General features: G+C 35.4%; 15 protein-coding genes. 5 read left to right on the top strand and 10 right to left on the bottom strand.

Going from position 1 to position 17,107, the window contains the following annotated elements; genetic code table 11:
* Positions 1-145: 145 nt before the first annotated feature.
* From NDN11_RS17690 to wecB, 9 genes are all read right to left on the bottom strand, one after another.
* Positions 146-1,246, bottom strand: coding sequence for a glycosyltransferase family 4 protein (locus NDN11_RS17690; RefSeq protein WP_251110358.1), 1,101 nt, complete (start codon positions 1,244-1,246; stop codon positions 146-148).
* A 1-nt stretch (position 1,247) separates the two neighbouring features.
* Positions 1,248-2,423, bottom strand: coding sequence for an O-antigen ligase family protein (locus NDN11_RS17695; protein ID WP_251110359.1), 1,176 nt, complete (start codon positions 2,421-2,423; stop codon positions 1,248-1,250).
* Between the two features lie 54 nt (positions 2,424-2,477).
* Positions 2,478-3,806 carry an oligosaccharide flippase family protein gene (locus tag NDN11_RS17700; protein ID WP_251110360.1) on the bottom strand — a complete coding sequence of 443 codons (1,329 nt, stop codon included), beginning with the start codon at positions 3,804-3,806 and terminating at the stop codon, positions 2,478-2,480.
* A 5-nt stretch (positions 3,807-3,811) separates the two neighbouring features.
* Positions 3,812-4,981, bottom strand: coding sequence for a glycosyltransferase (locus NDN11_RS17705; RefSeq protein WP_285292129.1), 1,170 nt, complete (start codon positions 4,979-4,981; stop codon positions 3,812-3,814).
* Positions 4,971-6,053 (bottom strand): DegT/DnrJ/EryC1/StrS family aminotransferase, encoded by a 1,083-nt coding sequence (locus NDN11_RS17710; protein WP_251110361.1) that lies wholly within the window; start codon positions 6,051-6,053, stop codon positions 4,971-4,973. The genes NDN11_RS17705 and NDN11_RS17710 overlap by 11 nt, the downstream gene beginning before the upstream one ends.
* A gap of 1 nt (position 6,054) precedes the next feature.
* Positions 6,055-6,633 (bottom strand): UDP-2-acetamido-3-amino-2,3-dideoxy-D-glucuronate N-acetyltransferase, encoded by a 579-nt coding sequence (wbpD, locus tag NDN11_RS17715; RefSeq protein WP_005209808.1) that lies wholly within the window; start codon positions 6,631-6,633, stop codon positions 6,055-6,057.
* Positions 6,630-7,580, bottom strand: a complete 951-nt coding sequence (locus NDN11_RS17720; protein WP_251110362.1) for a Gfo/Idh/MocA family protein — start codon at positions 7,578-7,580, stop codon at positions 6,630-6,632. The genes wbpD and NDN11_RS17720 overlap by 4 nt, the downstream gene beginning before the upstream one ends.
* 27 nt (positions 7,581-7,607) lie before the next feature.
* On the bottom strand, positions 7,608-8,903 hold the full coding sequence (gene tviB, locus NDN11_RS17725; protein WP_251110363.1) for a Vi polysaccharide biosynthesis UDP-N-acetylglucosamine C-6 dehydrogenase TviB: 1,296 nt from the start codon (positions 8,901-8,903) through the stop codon (positions 7,608-7,610).
* Between the two features lie 209 nt (positions 8,904-9,112).
* A complete protein-coding gene (wecB, locus tag NDN11_RS17730) occupies positions 9,113-10,252 on the bottom strand; it encodes a non-hydrolyzing UDP-N-acetylglucosamine 2-epimerase (protein ID WP_251110364.1) in 1,140 nt (379 codons plus the stop codon).
* 568 nt (positions 10,253-10,820) lie between these two features.
* Between wecB and NDN11_RS17735 the strand changes: the two genes are divergently transcribed.
* The 5 genes from NDN11_RS17735 (at position 10,821) to bamJ (NDN11_RS17755) (ending at position 16,173) form a co-directional block, all read left to right on the top strand.
* A complete protein-coding gene (locus NDN11_RS17735; RefSeq protein ID WP_251111569.1) occupies positions 10,821-11,921 on the top strand; it encodes a polysaccharide biosynthesis/export family protein in 1,101 nt (366 codons plus the stop codon).
* Positions 11,922-11,926: 5 nt separating this feature from the next.
* Positions 11,927-12,355 carry a low molecular weight protein-tyrosine-phosphatase gene (locus tag NDN11_RS17740; RefSeq protein WP_251110365.1) on the top strand — a complete coding sequence of 143 codons (429 nt, stop codon included), beginning with the start codon at positions 11,927-11,929 and terminating at the stop codon, positions 12,353-12,355.
* Positions 12,356-12,373: 18 nt separating this feature from the next.
* Positions 12,374-14,557: a polysaccharide biosynthesis tyrosine autokinase gene (locus NDN11_RS17745; protein WP_251110366.1), complete on the top strand. Its 2,184-nt coding sequence runs from the start codon at positions 12,374-12,376 to the stop codon at positions 14,555-14,557.
* Between the two features lie 176 nt (positions 14,558-14,733).
* Complete coding sequence (bamJ, locus tag NDN11_RS17750) at positions 14,734-15,441, top strand: BamJ family beta-barrel-assembly machinery protein (RefSeq protein WP_251110367.1); 708 nt, start codon at positions 14,734-14,736, stop codon at positions 15,439-15,441.
* A 48-nt stretch (positions 15,442-15,489) separates the two neighbouring features.
* Positions 15,490-16,173 (top strand): BamJ family beta-barrel-assembly machinery protein, encoded by a 684-nt coding sequence (gene bamJ, locus NDN11_RS17755; RefSeq protein ID WP_251110368.1) that lies wholly within the window; start codon positions 15,490-15,492, stop codon positions 16,171-16,173.
* On the opposite strand, the gene NDN11_RS17760 is transcribed toward bamJ (NDN11_RS17755), so the two are convergent.
* On the bottom strand, positions 16,170-17,105 hold the full coding sequence (locus NDN11_RS17760; protein ID WP_251110369.1) for an acyltransferase family protein: 936 nt from the start codon (positions 17,103-17,105) through the stop codon (positions 16,170-16,172). The two genes, bamJ (NDN11_RS17755) and NDN11_RS17760, sit on opposite strands and share 4 nt — an antisense overlap.
* Positions 17,106-17,107 lie beyond the last annotated feature (2 nt).

Genomic DNA, 17,107 nt, shown 5'->3' on the forward strand with positions numbered 1-17,107 from the left:
ATACAATTAAAATTAACTAGGTGTCATGAAAAAACTTCCAGACGAAAATTCTCATAACTTGTCACAACAACTATTCAAATACTCCATGAGCTTTAAACCCAATAATCATTCTCTGTAATTGATAATAAATCGTTCCAACAATCAATTATTCTAAGTTGCTATAGAGCCCAAATAGCTTATTTTCCTCAATATTCCAATTATATCTTTCCAAAACAGCTGTCTGTCCATTTTTCCCCATTTCAGCAGCAGATGAAGAGTTACACAAAAAATAATCAATTGCTTTGGCAATTTCTGATGAATTTAAAGGATCCACACAAAGTCCACAGCCAGCCTCATCCACAATAGAACGCCATAATGGAAAATCTGATGCAATCACAGGAATACCAGCACACATATATTCAAACATTTTTACAGGCAAGGAGTCTAAATAGCTTTGTGTAGGATGTAATACAACTAAACCCGCTATAGATGATGCTAAAGTATCTCGAATCTCATCTCTATTAACATATCCTAAAAAATCGACTTTCTTCCATCCATCAAGCTGCTTTACTTTTTGCTCGAGGCTATTGTCTGCAAAGTCCCCTGCTATTTTCAACAGGCATTTCTTTTCCACTAGCCCTATTGCATTGACCATTTCAACAATACCACGTACATCTGCAAGCCCCCCCACATAACAAACTTGATTATTTTGATTTGATTTTTTACCAATACTTTCAAATTCTTCCAATTTAGGGTAATTATTGATATCTAAAGTATTAGGATTAATTTTTAAGAATTTTTCACGAATATAAGGTGTAGCAGCTACAATTCCATCAAATTTCGCGCATGTAAACTTTTCATAATGTTTTACAAGAAATGACAGTATTTTTTTGGTAACACTATTCAAATAATGCTTAGACATAATTTGATTAGGCAAATCCTCATGCGCATCAAAGATTACTTTTTTCCCATGTTTTTTTAATTTTATACCAATCGGTATTAATTCTGGATCATGTAAGTGATAAACATCAGCATTAATTTCTAGTGCTTTATCAAGTATAGCCTTTGGTGCATTTAATATTCTATTTTTACGCCCTATAAACTTTCCAATATCAATGATATCTACAGATTGGTTTCTTTCATCACCCATTCCATCTGCAACAATAAGATAGACTTGGTATTTTTTTGCTAAAGAAATACATTGTTTAACAAAGATTCGGGTATCAAATCTTGGGTGAGCTGAAGTAAGATGAGCAATTTTCAACATATTATTTTTTCTCCGCATCTACTCTTAACCAAATAATAAGAAGAATAGTTATAGACATAAGCTGATATCCACTATAAGCATTATTAGTTAACATCACTACCAATGTTAAAATTGTATATAAAAACAATATCAAACCTGGATCTCTATTGATATTTCTAAATCCGCTCCATAACAAGCTTATTATAAAAATAGTAAAGACTAAGCAGCCTAACAATCCATACCTCATAAAAATCAATACATACTCGGAATCTAAGATTGAACCAAACTCATCTTTTGAGGGCCCAGTCCCGAACCAGGGAGACTTTAAAAAAGCTTGCTTAGCTATCTGAAAAGTATCCAGTCTCACATTAACACTATCATTATTCCCTTCAGATAAATACTGAATTCCATATTTAATGTAATCAAGATTTAAATAGGTATAAATAAAAAAGCCTATTATTGGAATAGAGAAAACAAGTGATATTTTAAACTTAAAATTGCCTTTTGAAAGCAAAACAAAAACAACTATACAAACTGCTAACCCGGCTAATGTAGTCCTACTCTGAGTCATTACAATAGAAAGGAGAAGTAAACCTGAAATAGCAAGATTTAGAGGTGTGATCTTTTTTAAAATCTGCGTAACATAAAAGAATAAGAAAAATGAACCTATTACTGCACCAGAGTTTGGATTAGAACCTGTGATTGGCGGCCTTTGTCCTGATTCGACACCAACCAAATGAGAACTCCCATCTCCCAAATAAAAAGCTGAGATAAGATATCCAATATTTGCAGGATTAATTAGTTGTAATAAAAATACTAACAAATACAAGAAAACTGAATATTCTATAAAATCAATAATTACCTTATCCATACCTTTTTTGTTTATACTATTAAACAGGATTAAATATGGAAGAAATTGAAAATATTTTACTACTTCAATATAATTTCTATAATCATCGGAAGACAAACCAAAAGCACCAGCATGCAAAGTGCTTAAAAATACCAAAAAACATATTAAAAATATAATAATAGAAAATTTATCAATTTTTATTTTATATAAAAAAACAAATAAGAATAGAAAAATTGAAATTATAGTGGTTAAATAAAGACCGAACCCAAAAAAATTAAAAAAAGGTAGAACAAGTGATGACAATAGGCCAAATACTATTCCTTTCTGTAAAGTCTTAGTTGTGTTCATAATGACCTCACCTTTTTAAAACTAGTACTAAAGACATTATCCAAAATTCCATTTTCACAATTTCATCCACCAAAATAAAACAGGAAAGCAAGCAATAACAACACTTAAAACTGTAAGAATGTGTGTAATGAAAAAATTAGTTTTCACCCACAAAAGATTAGAAAATAAAGTTCGCATCAGAAAAAACATATAAAATGCCAATCCACCAGCAACAGAAGCCCCTACAGCTCCAAACTTAGGAATTAGCATAAAACTTAGAACAATATGTACCAAAATAGCGGCAAAGCAGCTAATTAAAGTATATTTAGTTTTTTTCATCAGATTTATTCCTATTCCTGTAATCTCAGATAAGGTATACAGTAAAGGAGCCAATGCACATAAAGGAATAATAATATAAATATTAGAATATGTTGCAGGAAGAAAAAATATTATTAATTTAGAAAAAAATATTAAAATAAAAATTATTACACAGATGGCAAGTGAGGCCTTAATCGAGATACTCTCAACTTTTTCTACAATAAAATCACTTTTAACATTAGTTTCTCCAGCCCACTTATAAACAAGAGGGGCCCATATTGTATTAAATATACTAGAGAATATAATCACTCCACTAGCAACACTAATTGCCATAGAATATATCCCCAACTGCTCCAAATCTGAAAAAGTTTTTAAATAAAATCTATCAGCTAGCTTCAACCCCCAAATAACCACACCAGTCAATATTAAAGGAAAGCCAAATAGATAATATTTCTTTATATCTAAAAAATTTAATGACGTTTTAAAAGCTGAAAAAATATCTTTTTTATTTATCCATAAAAAATACAACAGAACAAAAAAAACTGATAAAAACTGAGCCCAAATTATATTTTCAAAACTAATTTTTGTGAAAAAAGTAAATAATACCACAAGTATCAAGAAAATTATTTTTGGGAAAAATTGACTTAAGGAAAACAATAATGCTTGGTCTTTGACCCTTTGAATTGAACTAAGGATTTTAATAAGTAGGCTAAAGAAACATGAAAAGAAAGTAAGCAGCAACAAAGTAAATGAGTATTGATCATACAAAAAAACAGAAATAAATTTTCCAAAAATTAAAAAAAGAAGCAGCCCACCACCTAATGATGGGAATAAAACACCATATATTATATTTTTAAGTAATAATGACTTATTATTTGTGTCAAAATACTCTCTGATATATGCTTGATCTAGACCAAAACAAAATACCAAGGTATATAAAACTATCACTGCTTGAAATATTGTATATCGTGCAACATCGTGCACTGTATAAAACCATGCAATAAGTGGGATCGTAGCAAGAGAGATTAGTGCCGCTCCTAACGGACCAATACTATATTCAAGGATTTTTCTCCGGACAGCTGTCATACTTATTACTTTACTTGGTTATATATCGTCATCAGTTTATTTACTACAGCAGATTCACTATAGTTTTCATAACAAGCGTTTCGAATCGCTAAATTATTATATTTCACACCATCGGATTCTTTTATTTTTTTCATTGCACTAGCTAACTCTTCAACATTGTTCTTTTCAACTAATAATCCATTTGTTGGATTCACAATATCTTCTGGCCCTCCACAACGTGTCGCAACAACAGGTAACCCACTCGCTAAAGCTTCAATCACAACGACACCAAATGTTTCAACCTCACTCGACAAAACAAAACAGTCACATTGAACCATAATATCTGCAATAAACTCTCTATTCTGTAGGCCTAAAAGTTTAATATTCGGAATATTGTTTTGTTTAATATATTCTTCTAAATTTTTCTTTTCGGATCCATCTCCAACAATAATCAATTCAATATCTTGAATCCCTTGGTTATATAGGGACTCTACTGCTTTAATAATATTAATTTGCATTTTGTTCTTATTCATAAATGCAACATTAATAAATTTAAAAGACTCATTGTTTGATCTTTTATACAATGATCGTTCAAAAAAAATAGCATTAACAATGTTAGGAATTATCTCCCAATGTTTTTGAGTAGTAAATTTTTGACGAAAAAAACTACCCATTATCTGAGAAATAGCAACTAGCTTGTTGCTTTGTTTAAGAATATTTTCTGTACAATTAATTTCATATCCAGTGTACAAATTCCTTATATACCCACTACTATGCTCAGTAACAATATAGGGTATACCATATTTCTTCTTAATATATAGTGCGACTGCACCCATATGAAGGCAAGAATGAACATGTATTAAATCAGGCTTTCCATACTTCTGTATGTATAACTCAAATGCTTTAATCCCTCCAAATAAACTCAGTCTATTAATAAGACGAGGCATTCGGGGAAACCAATACATTGTCTTAAATCGTAATGTATTTATCCCATGGTCATTTTCATAAAAGATACCATGGGATCTATCAAACAACGTTCGCCAACGTCTTAAAGATCTTAATTCTACTGTGACGACACCAACCTGAATACCAACGTTGAGAAGTGCTAAAGCCTGCTCTCTAAAAAAACATCCTCGAATATCTTCTGCGTCTTCTGGGTACCAAGATGGCATCAGTAAAATATGTTTATTTTGCATATGCAGCAACAATTTTCTCTTGATCCTCAACTGTTAAGTAAGGATGCATTGGCAAACTCATCACTCTTTCAGCAATCGTATCACCAACAGGCAACAGCACACTTGCATCTGCCACCGCAGGTTGTTTATTTAAAGGAATAGGATAATGCACAGCTGTTGGAATACCTTGGGCTTTTAACTGGTCTTGGACTTCTGCACGATTATCGACCTGAATCGTATATTGCGCCCATGCACTGGTATTATGTGACTCAAGGTATGGCGTTGTCTGGATACCAGCCTGATTAAATAACTGGTTATAGACGTCAGCAACTTTTTGGCGTGCTTGCATTTCATCATCCAAAATTTCTAGTTTTGGTAACAAAATGGCAGCTTGAATGGTATCTAAACGGCTATTCACACCCACACGTATATGGTGATAACGCTTGTCCTGACCATGACGCGCAATCTGACGAATCACTTTCGCCAACTCATCATCGTTAGTAAAAATAGCACCGCCATCGCCATAACAACCCAATGGCTTACTAGGGAAGAAGCTAGTACATGCAACTGTGCTTAAGTTACAGCTTTTACGCCCCTTATAAGTTGCCCCAAAGCTTTGTGCGGCGTCCTCAATCACTGGAATACCATACTTTGCAGCAATCGCATTGATGGCATCAAAATCAGCACATTGACCATACAAACTCACTGGGATAATGGCCTTGGTTCGAGGTGTAATTGCCGCCTCTAATTTCTCAGCATCTAAATTATAAGTTTTAGGATTTACATCTATATAGACTGGCTTTGCGCCTAATAATGCCACTGTTTCGGCTGTTGCAATATAAGTAAAACCAGGTGTGATCACTTCATCACCTGGTCCTATACCAAATGCCATTTGTGCAATTTGCAATGCATCTGTGCCATTGGCACACGTAATACAGTGCTTCGCCCCAACATAAGCAGCTAACTTTTCTTCTAGCTCAGTGACTTCTGGCCCAAGAATATACTGACCATGTGTCAATACATTTTGAATACCTGCATCAATTTTATCTTTAATTCGATGTTGCTGCGCTTTTAAATCAATAAAGTCAATCATATTAACCTTGCTTTGTCAGTGTCGTTCCATCAAGTTGATAAACTGCTCCTGTGTGCGAACAGGTCACTTGTGCCTGCCCGTGCAAAGGAAGATCTAGCTGTTCCCCAAACTCACTCATCCAACCGATTTGTTTTGCAGGTACACCGACCATCAGTGCATATGCAGGTATGTCTTTATTTACAACCGCACCTGCCCCAACAAAAGCATATGCTCCAATAGTCACACCACAGACAATGGTACAGTTTGCGCCTAATGTGGCACCCTTTTTCACCAACGTGTCACGATATTGGTCTTTTCGCTCAATTAGCGAACGTGGGTTATATACATTGGTAAAGACCATGCTTGGCCCACAAAATACACCTTCTTCCAAAACGACATTATCGTAAACCGATACGTTGTTCTGGACTTTACAGTGGTCGCCAATGACAACGCGGTTACCCACAAATACGTTTTGGCCTAAAGACACACCTTTACCGATTTTGGCACCACCACAGACATGAACAAAATGCCAAACACGGGAATCATCACCAATTTGTGCACCATCATCAACTATGGCCGTTTCATGTTGATAAAAGCTCATGCTTTTTTCACCTTTGCCAATAATGGATGCGGATTTACTGGGTTTTCAACAATTGGTGAAACGCGAATCACTTCAACGGTTTCAATCGCAGCACGGTTTTCTTCAACACCGTAACCTTTACCTTCCAAGACACGTTGATAGCTTTGCGTATGCAAATCGGTAAACCCGCCTGAAAATTCAAGTTCTTCATTTTCAATGGTAATACTGCGATAAGTCAGTTTTTCACCTTGTACCGCATTATCTGGAAGGTTATTTGCATCAATCGACAAGAACCAGCGTACACGCGCGCGTTCATATTCCAAATAACCAGAAGAGGTTTTTTCATCACGGAAATGCACTTCATTTTTAACAATTTTTCCAAAAATAAAATGCAACATGTCGTAGAAATGCACACCAATATTAGTTGCTACACCGCCAGATTTGTTGTCCACGCCTTTCCATGATTTTAAATACCATTTACCGCGGGAAGTTAAATAAGTAAGATCAACATCAAATACTTTATCTGCTGGCGCAGCTTGAACTTTATCGCGCAATGCGATAATAGACGGGTGTAAACGTAATTGTAAAATCGAGTTTACCTTGGCACCATATTGCTTTTCATATTCTGAAAGCATATTTAGATCTTCTGAATTCAGTACCAATGGTTTTTCACAAATGACTTCAATACCATTTTTCAACGCATATTTCATGTGAGGGGCATGTAGATAGTTGGGTGAGCAGATCGCAACATAATCTAGCTTTTCACCTTTTAATTTTTGGTCTTCTACGTAGGCTTCAAATTCTTCAAACTCAGTAAAGAATTCCGCTTCTGGGAAATGACTGTCCATAATTCCTACGGAGTCATTTACATCCATGGCAACAGCTAAAGTATTACCAGTTTCTTTGATCGCTTTAAGGTGGCGTGGTGCGATATAACCTGCAGCACCAATAAGGGCAAATTTTTTCATAATTAGAACTTCAATGTATAATTAAAATTAGAGACGGAAAACTGTAAATCCAGCATCAGACATTTGGTTACGGTCAAAAAGACTTTTCACATCAGCTAATACTGGTTTTTCACTCTGTACATAACTACGTAATTCATTTGCCGCTAGCGAACGGAATTCATTATGCCCAACAGCCACAACAAGCGCATCAACGAGGTGTTCAGCATTAACTTGACCTAGTTCTACGCCATATTCATCTTTCACTTCTTTTGCATCAGCCCATGGATCCGTCACAACAACCTGTGCACCCCATGCTTCGAACTCTTTAATTAAATCAGCAACCTTACTATTACGAATATCAGGACAATTTTCCTTAAAGGTCACCCCAAGAATGCCTACTTTTGAACGAGGAACATCAATACCATTTTGAAGCATTAGCTTAATCGTATTTCGAGCAACGTAGCGAGCCATATTGTCATTAATACGGCGACCGGCCAGAATCACTTGTGGATGATAACCAACTTCTTCAGCTTTATGCGTTAAGTAATAAGGGTCAACGCCAATACAATGCCCTCCGACTAATCCTGGACGAAAAGGTAAGAAATTCCACTTGCTGCCTGCAGCTTCGAGCACGTCAACAGTATCAATACCAATACGATCAAAAATTACTGACAATTCATTTACTAAGGCAATATTTAAATCACGTTGAGTATTTTCAATTACTTTTGCAGCTTCCGCGACTTTAATACTAGATGCTTTATGTGTCCCTGCCGTAATAATACTCGCATACACTTGATCTACGACTTCAGCTACTTCCGGCGTACTGCCACTGGTAATTTTCTTGATTTTTGTAAGCGTATTGACTTTATCACCTGGGTTAATTCGCTCAGGACTATACCCTGCGAAGAAGTCTTGGTTAAATTTCAATCCCGACACTTGTTCTAATACGGGAATACATACTTCTTCTGTCGCACCAGGATAAACAGTCGATTCATATACAATGATATCGCCTTTTTTAATCACTTTCCCTAGAGTTTCGCTTGCTTTTTTAAGTGGAGTTAAATCTGGGCGATTAACCTGATCCACAGGAGTAGGCACAGTTACAATAAAAAAATTACAGCTTTTTAAGTCTTCTAGGTCTGCACTATAGCTCAATTGCTTTGCTTGAATCAGTTCTTCTGGTGAAACTTCTAAAGTATGGTCCTGACCACGTTTCAATTCATCTATACGTTTTTGGTGAATATCAAATCCTACCACAGGAGTTTTTTTACCAAACTCAACTGCCAATGGCAGACCTACATACCCTAAACCAATAATTGCTATTTTCAATTCGGCAAGTTGCATCACAATCAGCCTTTTCCCTTGTATTAAAGTGTATATCTGTCTGTACAAAACTTATACCAGATTCTTTAAAATTAATTAACCGCATTAATCTCAGGGCGTACTATAGCAAATTTTTTACAAATGCCGCATTCCAATTGTATGAATGTGTTTACTGAAACTTATCAATGAAGTTTGTAAGAAAGATCCTTCCTATGTAAAAACTCGGAGAGCTACCCCCTCCCATCAGTATTCTTGAGCAAAAACTGAATAATAAGTTGACATGCTTGACCATCCCCATAAGGATTATGCGCCTCAGCCATCTCTGCATAAATAGTTGGATTTTCAAGCAACTCTGTTACTGAACGTTCGATAGTTCCTGCATCTGTTCCAACTAAACGTACCGTCCCAGCACGAACTGCCTCAGGTCTCTCAGTGGTATCTCGCATCACTAAAACGGGCTTACCCAAAGATGGTGCTTCTTCTTGAATTCCACCAGAGTCGGTTAGAATTAGGTAACTACGATTCATTAAATAGACAAAAGGCAAATAATCTTGTGGCGATATCAGATGAATATTGTCTATATCCGCTAACAACTCATTGACAGGCCGTTGTACATTCGGATTTAAATGCACAGGGTAAACTATTTGGATATCAGGATATTTTTTAGCTAAATTACCTAATGCCTGACAAATATTTAAAAAGCCCTGACCAAAATTCTCACGACGGTGCCCTGTAACCAATATCAGTTTCTTATCCGCATCTAGGAATGAAAACTGTTGTTGAAATTCATCGACCAGCGACTGGTCTTGCTCAACCTTTTGCTTTACTTGTAACAAAGCATCAATCACGGTATTTCCTGTAATGACAATATTTACAGGATTCACATTTTCTTTAATTAAATTTTCATACGATGATTGTGTAGGTGCGAAGTGATAATTCGTAAGTACGCCTGTTAATTTTCTGTTAGCTTCTTCTGGCCAAGGAGAATACAAATCCCCTGTCCTAAGGCCAGCTTCGACATGACCTACTTTTATCTTGTGATAATACGCGGCCAATGAAGCGGCAAAAGTTGTGGCAGTATCACCATGCACTAAAACAACATCTGGCACCCAAGTTTCAAATAACTGCTCTAAACCTTTGAGTACCCCTGAGGTAATATCAGACAAAGTTTGCCCTGGTTTCATTAAATTCAAATCAAAATCAGGTGTTAACCCAAATAAACTCAGCACTTGATCCAACATTTGACGATGTTGACCTGTCACACAGACTTTTGTCTCAAAATCTTGCTTAAGCTGTTGTAGGTTTAAGGCCAAAGGAGCCATTTTTATCGCCTCTGGCCGAGTACCAAATACCAATAGAACCTTTTGCATTCAACGCACCCTCTATATTTACATTTCTATTTATGATTTTAAACATTCTAGGCTCTATAACACTTAATTCCAGCAAACAAATTCACACCATATCCATATTATATAGTTTCAAAGAACCACTATCACAACATGAATAAATCAATAAACTCACAAACTAATAGAAAAATAAGCACTATTGATCTTTTGCTAGCACTAATCAAACATGATTTTATTGTTAATAATTTTTACCATTGCACTGCGTCAAAGCAAAATTCTTTAACTTATTTCATACACTCAAGCGTTAGGATAACTTCTTTATTGAGTAAATTTAAAAATAGAAACCTCGATGTTTGAATTTACTCAAACTTGATTTGTATGATTGAACATCACTATACAACCTAGCTTTCATCTAAAGTATTTCACTATATTCTTTCCAATACTTGTTTCCATATTATTCAGATAAACTAAACATACAAACCGAAATGATTCTTCTATGCTTTTTTGATCTTTTTCAGCTAGAATTAGCCCAATTCTAAGTCCAAAGATATGTTGTTGTGTGACAACAGGTATAACTATTCAAGGGTCGATTGTGAAGCATTATCAACTTTTTTCCATTCTTGCAATTAGTATTAGTGCTACAGGCTGTGCTGTTACTTCTGGCTTACAAACATATGATATTCCAACCGAAGGTGTTTACAAAACAGATCAGGGAACCAATGTCAATGTTATGCAAATTACTCAAGATAACTTGCCAGCAATTCAACCTGCTCAAATAGACTATCGAAACAATTACGCAACGCTTTTTAAACAACAACAACAGGCATATCGTTTGAGTTCTGGTGATGTACTCTCTATTCAACTTTGGGCTTATCCTGAAATCACCCCTCCTGTAAACAATCTGACCAATGATCAATCCATACAAGCGAATGGCTACCCAATCGATTATAACGGTTTTATACAAATACCATTAGTCGGGCGATATAAAGCTGCAGGGAAGACCTTAGCTCAACTAAATACAGATTTACGCAGCCAATTTGCTCATTACTTAAAAAACCCTGATGTGATTGTGCGTGTACTCTCATACCAAGGACAACGCTATTCTGTTCAGGGAAGTGTAATGAAAGGTGGTCAGTTCTTCCTCAATGATCAACCCATTAGCATCTATACGGCTCTAGGTATGGCAGGCGGCGTTACAGACAAAGGTGATAATACATTTATCCAGCTTATTCGTAATGGTATGACATATGACCTCAACACGATAGACTTAGAGAAATCAGGATACTCTTTACACAAACTCTTAGTACAACCTAACGATACTATTTATGTAAGTACCAAAGAAAATCAGAAAATTTACGTAATGGGCGAATCAGGTAAAAATCAGGCCTTACCTATGCGCGATCAAGGTATGACCTTGAGTGATGCCTTAGGTGAAAGTTTAGGGCTCAATCCTTTGTCTGCCAGTGCTAGTCGTATTTATGTTTTAAGAACTAACCCCAATAATCGGCATACCGAACTGTATCATCTAAATTTAATGAGTCTGGGCGATTTTGGGCTTGCCAATCAATTTCGACTGCGTAGTAATGATATCGTGTATGTTGATGCAACAGGCTTAACTCGTTGGCAACGTGTTATCAACCAAATTATTCCATTCTCTAGTGCTCTATATAACTTTGATCGTTTAGGGCAATAATTTAAATGGATATTAAAACTATTTTAGTTGTTTGCGTTGGAAATATTTGCCGTAGCCCGATGGCGGAGTATTTACTAAAACAACAACATCCAGATTTTCAAATTGAATCTGCTGGTATTTCTGGGCTGATTGGACATGCTGCTGATGCTAAAGCCCAGTTATGTATGCAACGTTTAAATATTGATATGAGTGCGCATGTTGCACAGAAACTCAGAGCAGATCACCTGAAAAAGGCAGATTTGATTTTAGTGATGAGCAATAATCAGCAAAAGCATATTGAGCAAAGTTGGCCTTTTGCAAAAGGTAAAGTATTTCGTCTGGGCCATTGGCAAAACAAAAATGTACCTGATCCCTACCAACATGATCAAACTTTTTTTGATGATACCTGTCTGCTAATTCAACAGTGTGTTGCTGATTGGAAAAACTATATTTAACTTTTTTAGATTAAGATTATGAGCCAAAATACCAATATTGAAGATACAATTGACCTAAAAGAGCTTTTCTTTGCTTTAATTGCACAATGGAAGCTCATTGCATTGTGTATTATTCTGAGCTTAGTCTTTGCTTTACTCTATCTGCGTGTAACTCCAGATACCTATTCCGTTGATGCTTTAGTACAAGTTGAAGATAGTAAAGGGGCTTCTGCTGCCCTTTTAGGTGATTTATCAAATATGATTGAGCAAAAATCACCAGCTCAAGCTGAGATCGAAATTTTAAAGTCTCGTTTGGTTTTAGGGTCGGTTATTAAAGATTTACATCTGAATATACAAGTATCTAGTGCTGAAAATACACTTCTGAAACGTTTATTAAATGGCAGTGACTATAAAACCAATTACACAAAAAATTCAATTATCTTTAACGATGGTCCGAAAAGCTTTGAAATTCGCCAACTTGAAGTACCAGCATTTTATTTAGACAAAAACTTATTGCTTAATTTTGACCAACAGTCTGTACGTTTAACAGATCCTGTAACAGAAGAAGTTGTCTTAACTGCCCCATTAAATCAATTAAACCAGATTAAAGGTCATAAAGGAACTTGGAAGGTTGGAATTTTTACAAAAGATCAATTGGGCGCAACTTATCATATTAAAAATTTATCTACACCTAGCTCTGTAAATAATATCAGTTCAAATTATAGTGTAGCAGAGCAAGGAAAACTCACAGGTGTTTTAGGCTTAACTTATCAAGGACAAGATAAAGAACATATTACCAAAGTTTTAAATGCAATTTTGGCCACTTATAGCGCACAAAACATCGAGCGTCGTTCAGCTGAATCAGCTCAGACTTTAAAGTTTCTGGATGAACAATTACCAGAACTAAAGAAACAATTAGATGATGCAGAACGCGTATTCAATAAGTTTCGCCAGCAATTCAATACAGTCGATGTAACCAAAGAGTCTGAATTGTATCTGACCCAAAGTATAACATTAGAAACCAAAAAGATTGAGTTACAACAACAACAAGCTGATTTTGCAGCCAAATATACTGCTGAACATCCAGCAATGCGTGAAATTAATGCTCAAATCACAGCATTAAACAAACAGATCTCTCAATTAAACAATACCTTAAAGCAACTGCCTGATATTCAACGTCAATACTTACAACTTTATCGTGAAGTTGAAGTTAAAACTCAACTCTACACGGCTTTACTAAACTCTTATCAACAACTCCGTATCGCCAAAGCAGGTGAAATTGGTAATGTCCGTATTGTTGACACTGCCGTTGAACCTGTAAAACCAATAAAACCAAAGAAATTGCAGATTCTTATTCTTTCAATTTTCTTAGGTGGCTTCTTGGGCACTTTGATTGCTTTGTTACGTAATATGTTACGTACAGGTGTAAAAGATTCAACACAAATTGAAAATGAATTCGATCTTCCTGTCTATGCAACTGTGCCGCGTTCACCTGTGCAAGAAACACGTATTAGTATCTTGAAAAAGAAGAAATCTATTCCTATTCTTGCTGTTAAACACAATGATGATATTGCTGTAGAAAGCTTACGTAGTATTCGAACCGCGATTCATTTCGCTTTGGCAAATGCCAAGAACAATATCATCATGATCGCAGGCCCTTCACCAGAAGTCGGTAAATCATTTATCTCGACCAACTTAGCTACTATTTTTGCCCAAAGTAGTAAAAAAGTACTCATCATCGATGCCGATATGCGTCGTGGTTATCTACATAAATATTTTAATGTAGAGATCAAGCCTGGTTTATCGGAATATTTAAGCCATCAAGCTGACTTAAATCAAGTGATCCATCAAACTGATATCGCTGGTTTAAGTGTGATTACGCGAGGCAAAAACCCAACCAATCCGTCTGAAATGCTTGGCTCAGAACAATTTAAATCATTATTGGAACAACTGAGTCAACAATACGATCACATCATTATTGATACTCCACCGATCTTGGCAGTCACTGATGGTATTATTATTTCTCAATACGCGGGTGTAAATTTAATCATTGCTCGTTATGCTAAATCACAAATGAAAGAACTTGAACTGAGTTTGAATCGTTTTGAGCAAGCTAATGTAAAAGTTAATGGATTTATTTTGAACGATATTCAACGTACAAGCGCTGGATACGGTTATGGATATAATTATTCATATGCCTATAAAGCCCATAAAGATGATTAAACACGCTTCATATTGATGAATAAAAAGCCAGATTATTAGATCTGGCTTTTTATTGTTAAAAACATAAATCTTATAAAAAACACACGCATTTTTGCTGTTAATTATTCAATGTATTAGCCTATACATGCTAAGATCAACCCCATATTGTTTATTAAAATTTCGCTTTGGTACATCTCATGAGTAAAGCTTTACCTTTCGTTGTCGCAGCCGTTTTAGGTGGCGCAGCGCTCGTTCCAATTTACTACGCCACTAAAAACCCAACAACTGAGCTTGGTGCCAAAGCTGACAAAAATGCAGCACCCGTGGCAAAAATCAGTTATGCATTAGGTTATGAAGTTGCAAAACAAACACCACCCGAATTAGAAACCAGCGCATTTATCACAGGCTTCCGTGATGCACATGCACAAAAACCTGCTGCCTATACAGAAGAAGAGTTACAGGCAGCTTATGTTGAGTTCCAAAAAGAGCAACAACAAAAACAAATCACTGAAACAAAAAAAACTGAAGCAACCAACAACAGCTTTTTAGCAGAAAACGCGAAAAAAGAAGGTGTGAAAACAACCGCTTCAGGCTTGCAATATAAAATCACTAAAGAAGGCACAGGTAAACAACCTGCTGCTACATCTGTTGTGAAAGTTCATTACAAAGGCCAACTTACTGATGGTAAAGTTTTTGACAGTTCCTATGACCGCGGTGAGCCAATTGAATTCCCACTGAATCAAGTGATTCCTGGTTGGACTGAAGGCTTACAACTGATGAAAGAAGGCGGCAAAGCGACTTTTTATATTCCTGCAAACTTAGGTTATGGTGAACAAGGTGTCCCTGGTTCGATCCCACCAAATAGCACATTAATTTTTGATGTAGAATTAATCGCTGTTAAGTAAATGATCTTAAGGAGAGCCTATGCTCTCCTTTATTTTTTGGAAAAAAGAATGAAAAGATTAGGTCTCATTTTAATTGCTTTAACCATCGGAACGGTTCAAGCAGCACCCATTACACTAAAAAGTCCACAAAAAGATCAACTCGGTTATAGTTACGGTTATTTCATGGGCAGAGGTAATGCCGAAACCTTAAAAGATTTGAATATTGAAACCTTTGCACAAGGTTTACAAGAAGCTGTACAAGGTAAAACGGCATCATTAACCGATGAAGAAATGACCAACGTTCTAAATCAATATAAAAAACGCCTAGAAGCCAAGCAACTGATTGAGTTCCAAGAACAAGCACAAAAAAATGATCATGTAGGTAAGGCTTTTTTAGCCGAAAACGCGAAGAAGGCTGATATTGTCACTACAAAATCTGGCTTACAGTATCAAGTGCTACAACAAGGTCAAGGCAAGTCTCCCAAAGTGACCTCTACAGTTAAAGTCAATTATGAAGGTCGTCTACTTGATGGCACCGTGTTTGATAGTTCAATTGCACGTAACCATCCGCTTGAATTTAAACTGAGTCAAGTAATTTCGGGTTGGACCGAAGGTGTTCAAACCATGAAGGAAGGTGGTAAAACACGTTTCTTTATTCCAGCAAATCTAGCCTATGGTGATGTCGGTTCGGGTGATGCGATTGGGCCTAATAGTACGTTGATTTTTGATATTGAATTACTTGAAGTTCACTAAAGTAAATATTTCAATTTTTTATTTAAGATCGTCAGTAAATAACCTAAAAAAATAGAAAGTAACAGCACTATAATTGTATATATTATAGTGCTGTTACTTTCTATTGTCTTGGCCAATTCGTACATTACTATGGGGTGAATCAGATAGACTGCTGTTGAAAGTGCAGCAAGGTTCTTGCTTTGATTATAAACCTTTTTATTTAATGTAAAAATTAAGATTGCTGGGGAAACCAGCAATAACATTATCAGTAAATCAAGAGCCTCTTTATTATTTACAAAGTAATAATTAACAAAAGATTCAATCAACAACAACAACATTAAAAATAATATCATATATAAATTAATATTAATTTTTCGATCTAACTTATACTTATTAATCCCAAAACCAATCATCATAAATGGAAAACACATCATAAAAAAATTTCGATAATTTCTAGAATTATTCAGAAAACTGTCCAATTCTTTAGGAAATGAATGTAAATTTCCAGAGGTTTGTATAATGTATCCTATAAAAAAACACAACAATGCAGAACCTAACTGAAAAGCCCACGAACGATTTCGAATCAGGTAGACCAATAATCCACCAAAGAAAGTTCCTATCAGATACCAAAGTACAAAATAGCCCCAGAATAGACTTTTAATATTTGCTAATAGTGATGAAGACGAGAACCAAAATGATATATAAAATAACATCCAAATCAAATAGAGGATCAGAATTCTCCGACCCCAATGAATTAGTTTTTTAAAATCATCTATATAAAAGAAATAATAACCTGTAATTATAAGAAATAATGGAACAGCTATCCGAAATAAACCATTCACCGTTAAGTAGTATAAAGAAGTGTTTATATCTTTGAATAAACTACAATGTAGCATTACAACTAAGAAGGACAGACAAAGCTTTAATATGTCTATTGCTGCATTTCTAGTCATTA

It is taken from the genome of Acinetobacter sp. C26M, from assembly GCF_023702675.1.
Classification (GTDB): domain Bacteria; phylum Pseudomonadota; class Gammaproteobacteria; order Pseudomonadales; family Moraxellaceae; genus Acinetobacter.

What these genes read in the sequence shown, in the direction of transcription:
- NDN11_RS17690 (WP_251110358.1), bottom strand. Translation starts at nt 1,246, where the DNA reads ATGTTGAAAATTGCTCATCTTACTTCAGCTCACCCAAGATTTGATACC.
- NDN11_RS17695 (WP_251110359.1), bottom strand. Translation starts at nt 2,423, where the DNA reads ATGAACACAACTAAGACTTTACAGAAAGGAATAGTATTTGGCCTATTG.
- NDN11_RS17700 (WP_251110360.1), bottom strand. Translation starts at nt 3,806, where the DNA reads ATGACAGCTGTCCGGAGAAAAATCCTTGAATATAGTATTGGTCCGTTA.
- NDN11_RS17705 (WP_285292129.1), bottom strand. Translation starts at nt 4,981, where the DNA reads ATGCAAAATAAACATATTTTACTGATGCCATCTTGGTACCCAGAAGAC.
- NDN11_RS17710 (WP_251110361.1), bottom strand. Translation starts at nt 6,053, where the DNA reads ATGATTGACTTTATTGATTTAAAAGCGCAGCAACATCGAATTAAAGAT.
- wbpD (WP_005209808.1), bottom strand. Translation starts at nt 6,633, where the DNA reads ATGAGCTTTTATCAACATGAAACGGCCATAGTTGATGATGGTGCACAA.
- NDN11_RS17720 (WP_251110362.1), bottom strand. Translation starts at nt 7,580, where the DNA reads ATGAAAAAATTTGCCCTTATTGGTGCTGCAGGTTATATCGCACCACGC.
- tviB (WP_251110363.1), bottom strand. Translation starts at nt 8,903, where the DNA reads ATGCAACTTGCCGAATTGAAAATAGCAATTATTGGTTTAGGGTATGTA.
- wecB (WP_251110364.1), bottom strand. Translation starts at nt 10,252, where the DNA reads ATGCAAAAGGTTCTATTGGTATTTGGTACTCGGCCAGAGGCGATAAAA.
- NDN11_RS17740 (WP_251110365.1), top strand. Translation starts at nt 11,927, where the DNA reads ATGGATATTAAAACTATTTTAGTTGTTTGCGTTGGAAATATTTGCCGT.
- NDN11_RS17745 (WP_251110366.1), top strand. Translation starts at nt 12,374, where the DNA reads ATGAGCCAAAATACCAATATTGAAGATACAATTGACCTAAAAGAGCTT.
- bamJ (WP_251110367.1), top strand. Translation starts at nt 14,734, where the DNA reads ATGAGTAAAGCTTTACCTTTCGTTGTCGCAGCCGTTTTAGGTGGCGCA.
- bamJ (WP_251110368.1), top strand. Translation starts at nt 15,490, where the DNA reads ATGAAAAGATTAGGTCTCATTTTAATTGCTTTAACCATCGGAACGGTT.
- NDN11_RS17760 (WP_251110369.1), bottom strand. Translation starts at nt 17,105, where the DNA reads ATGACTAGAAATGCAGCAATAGACATATTAAAGCTTTGTCTGTCCTTC.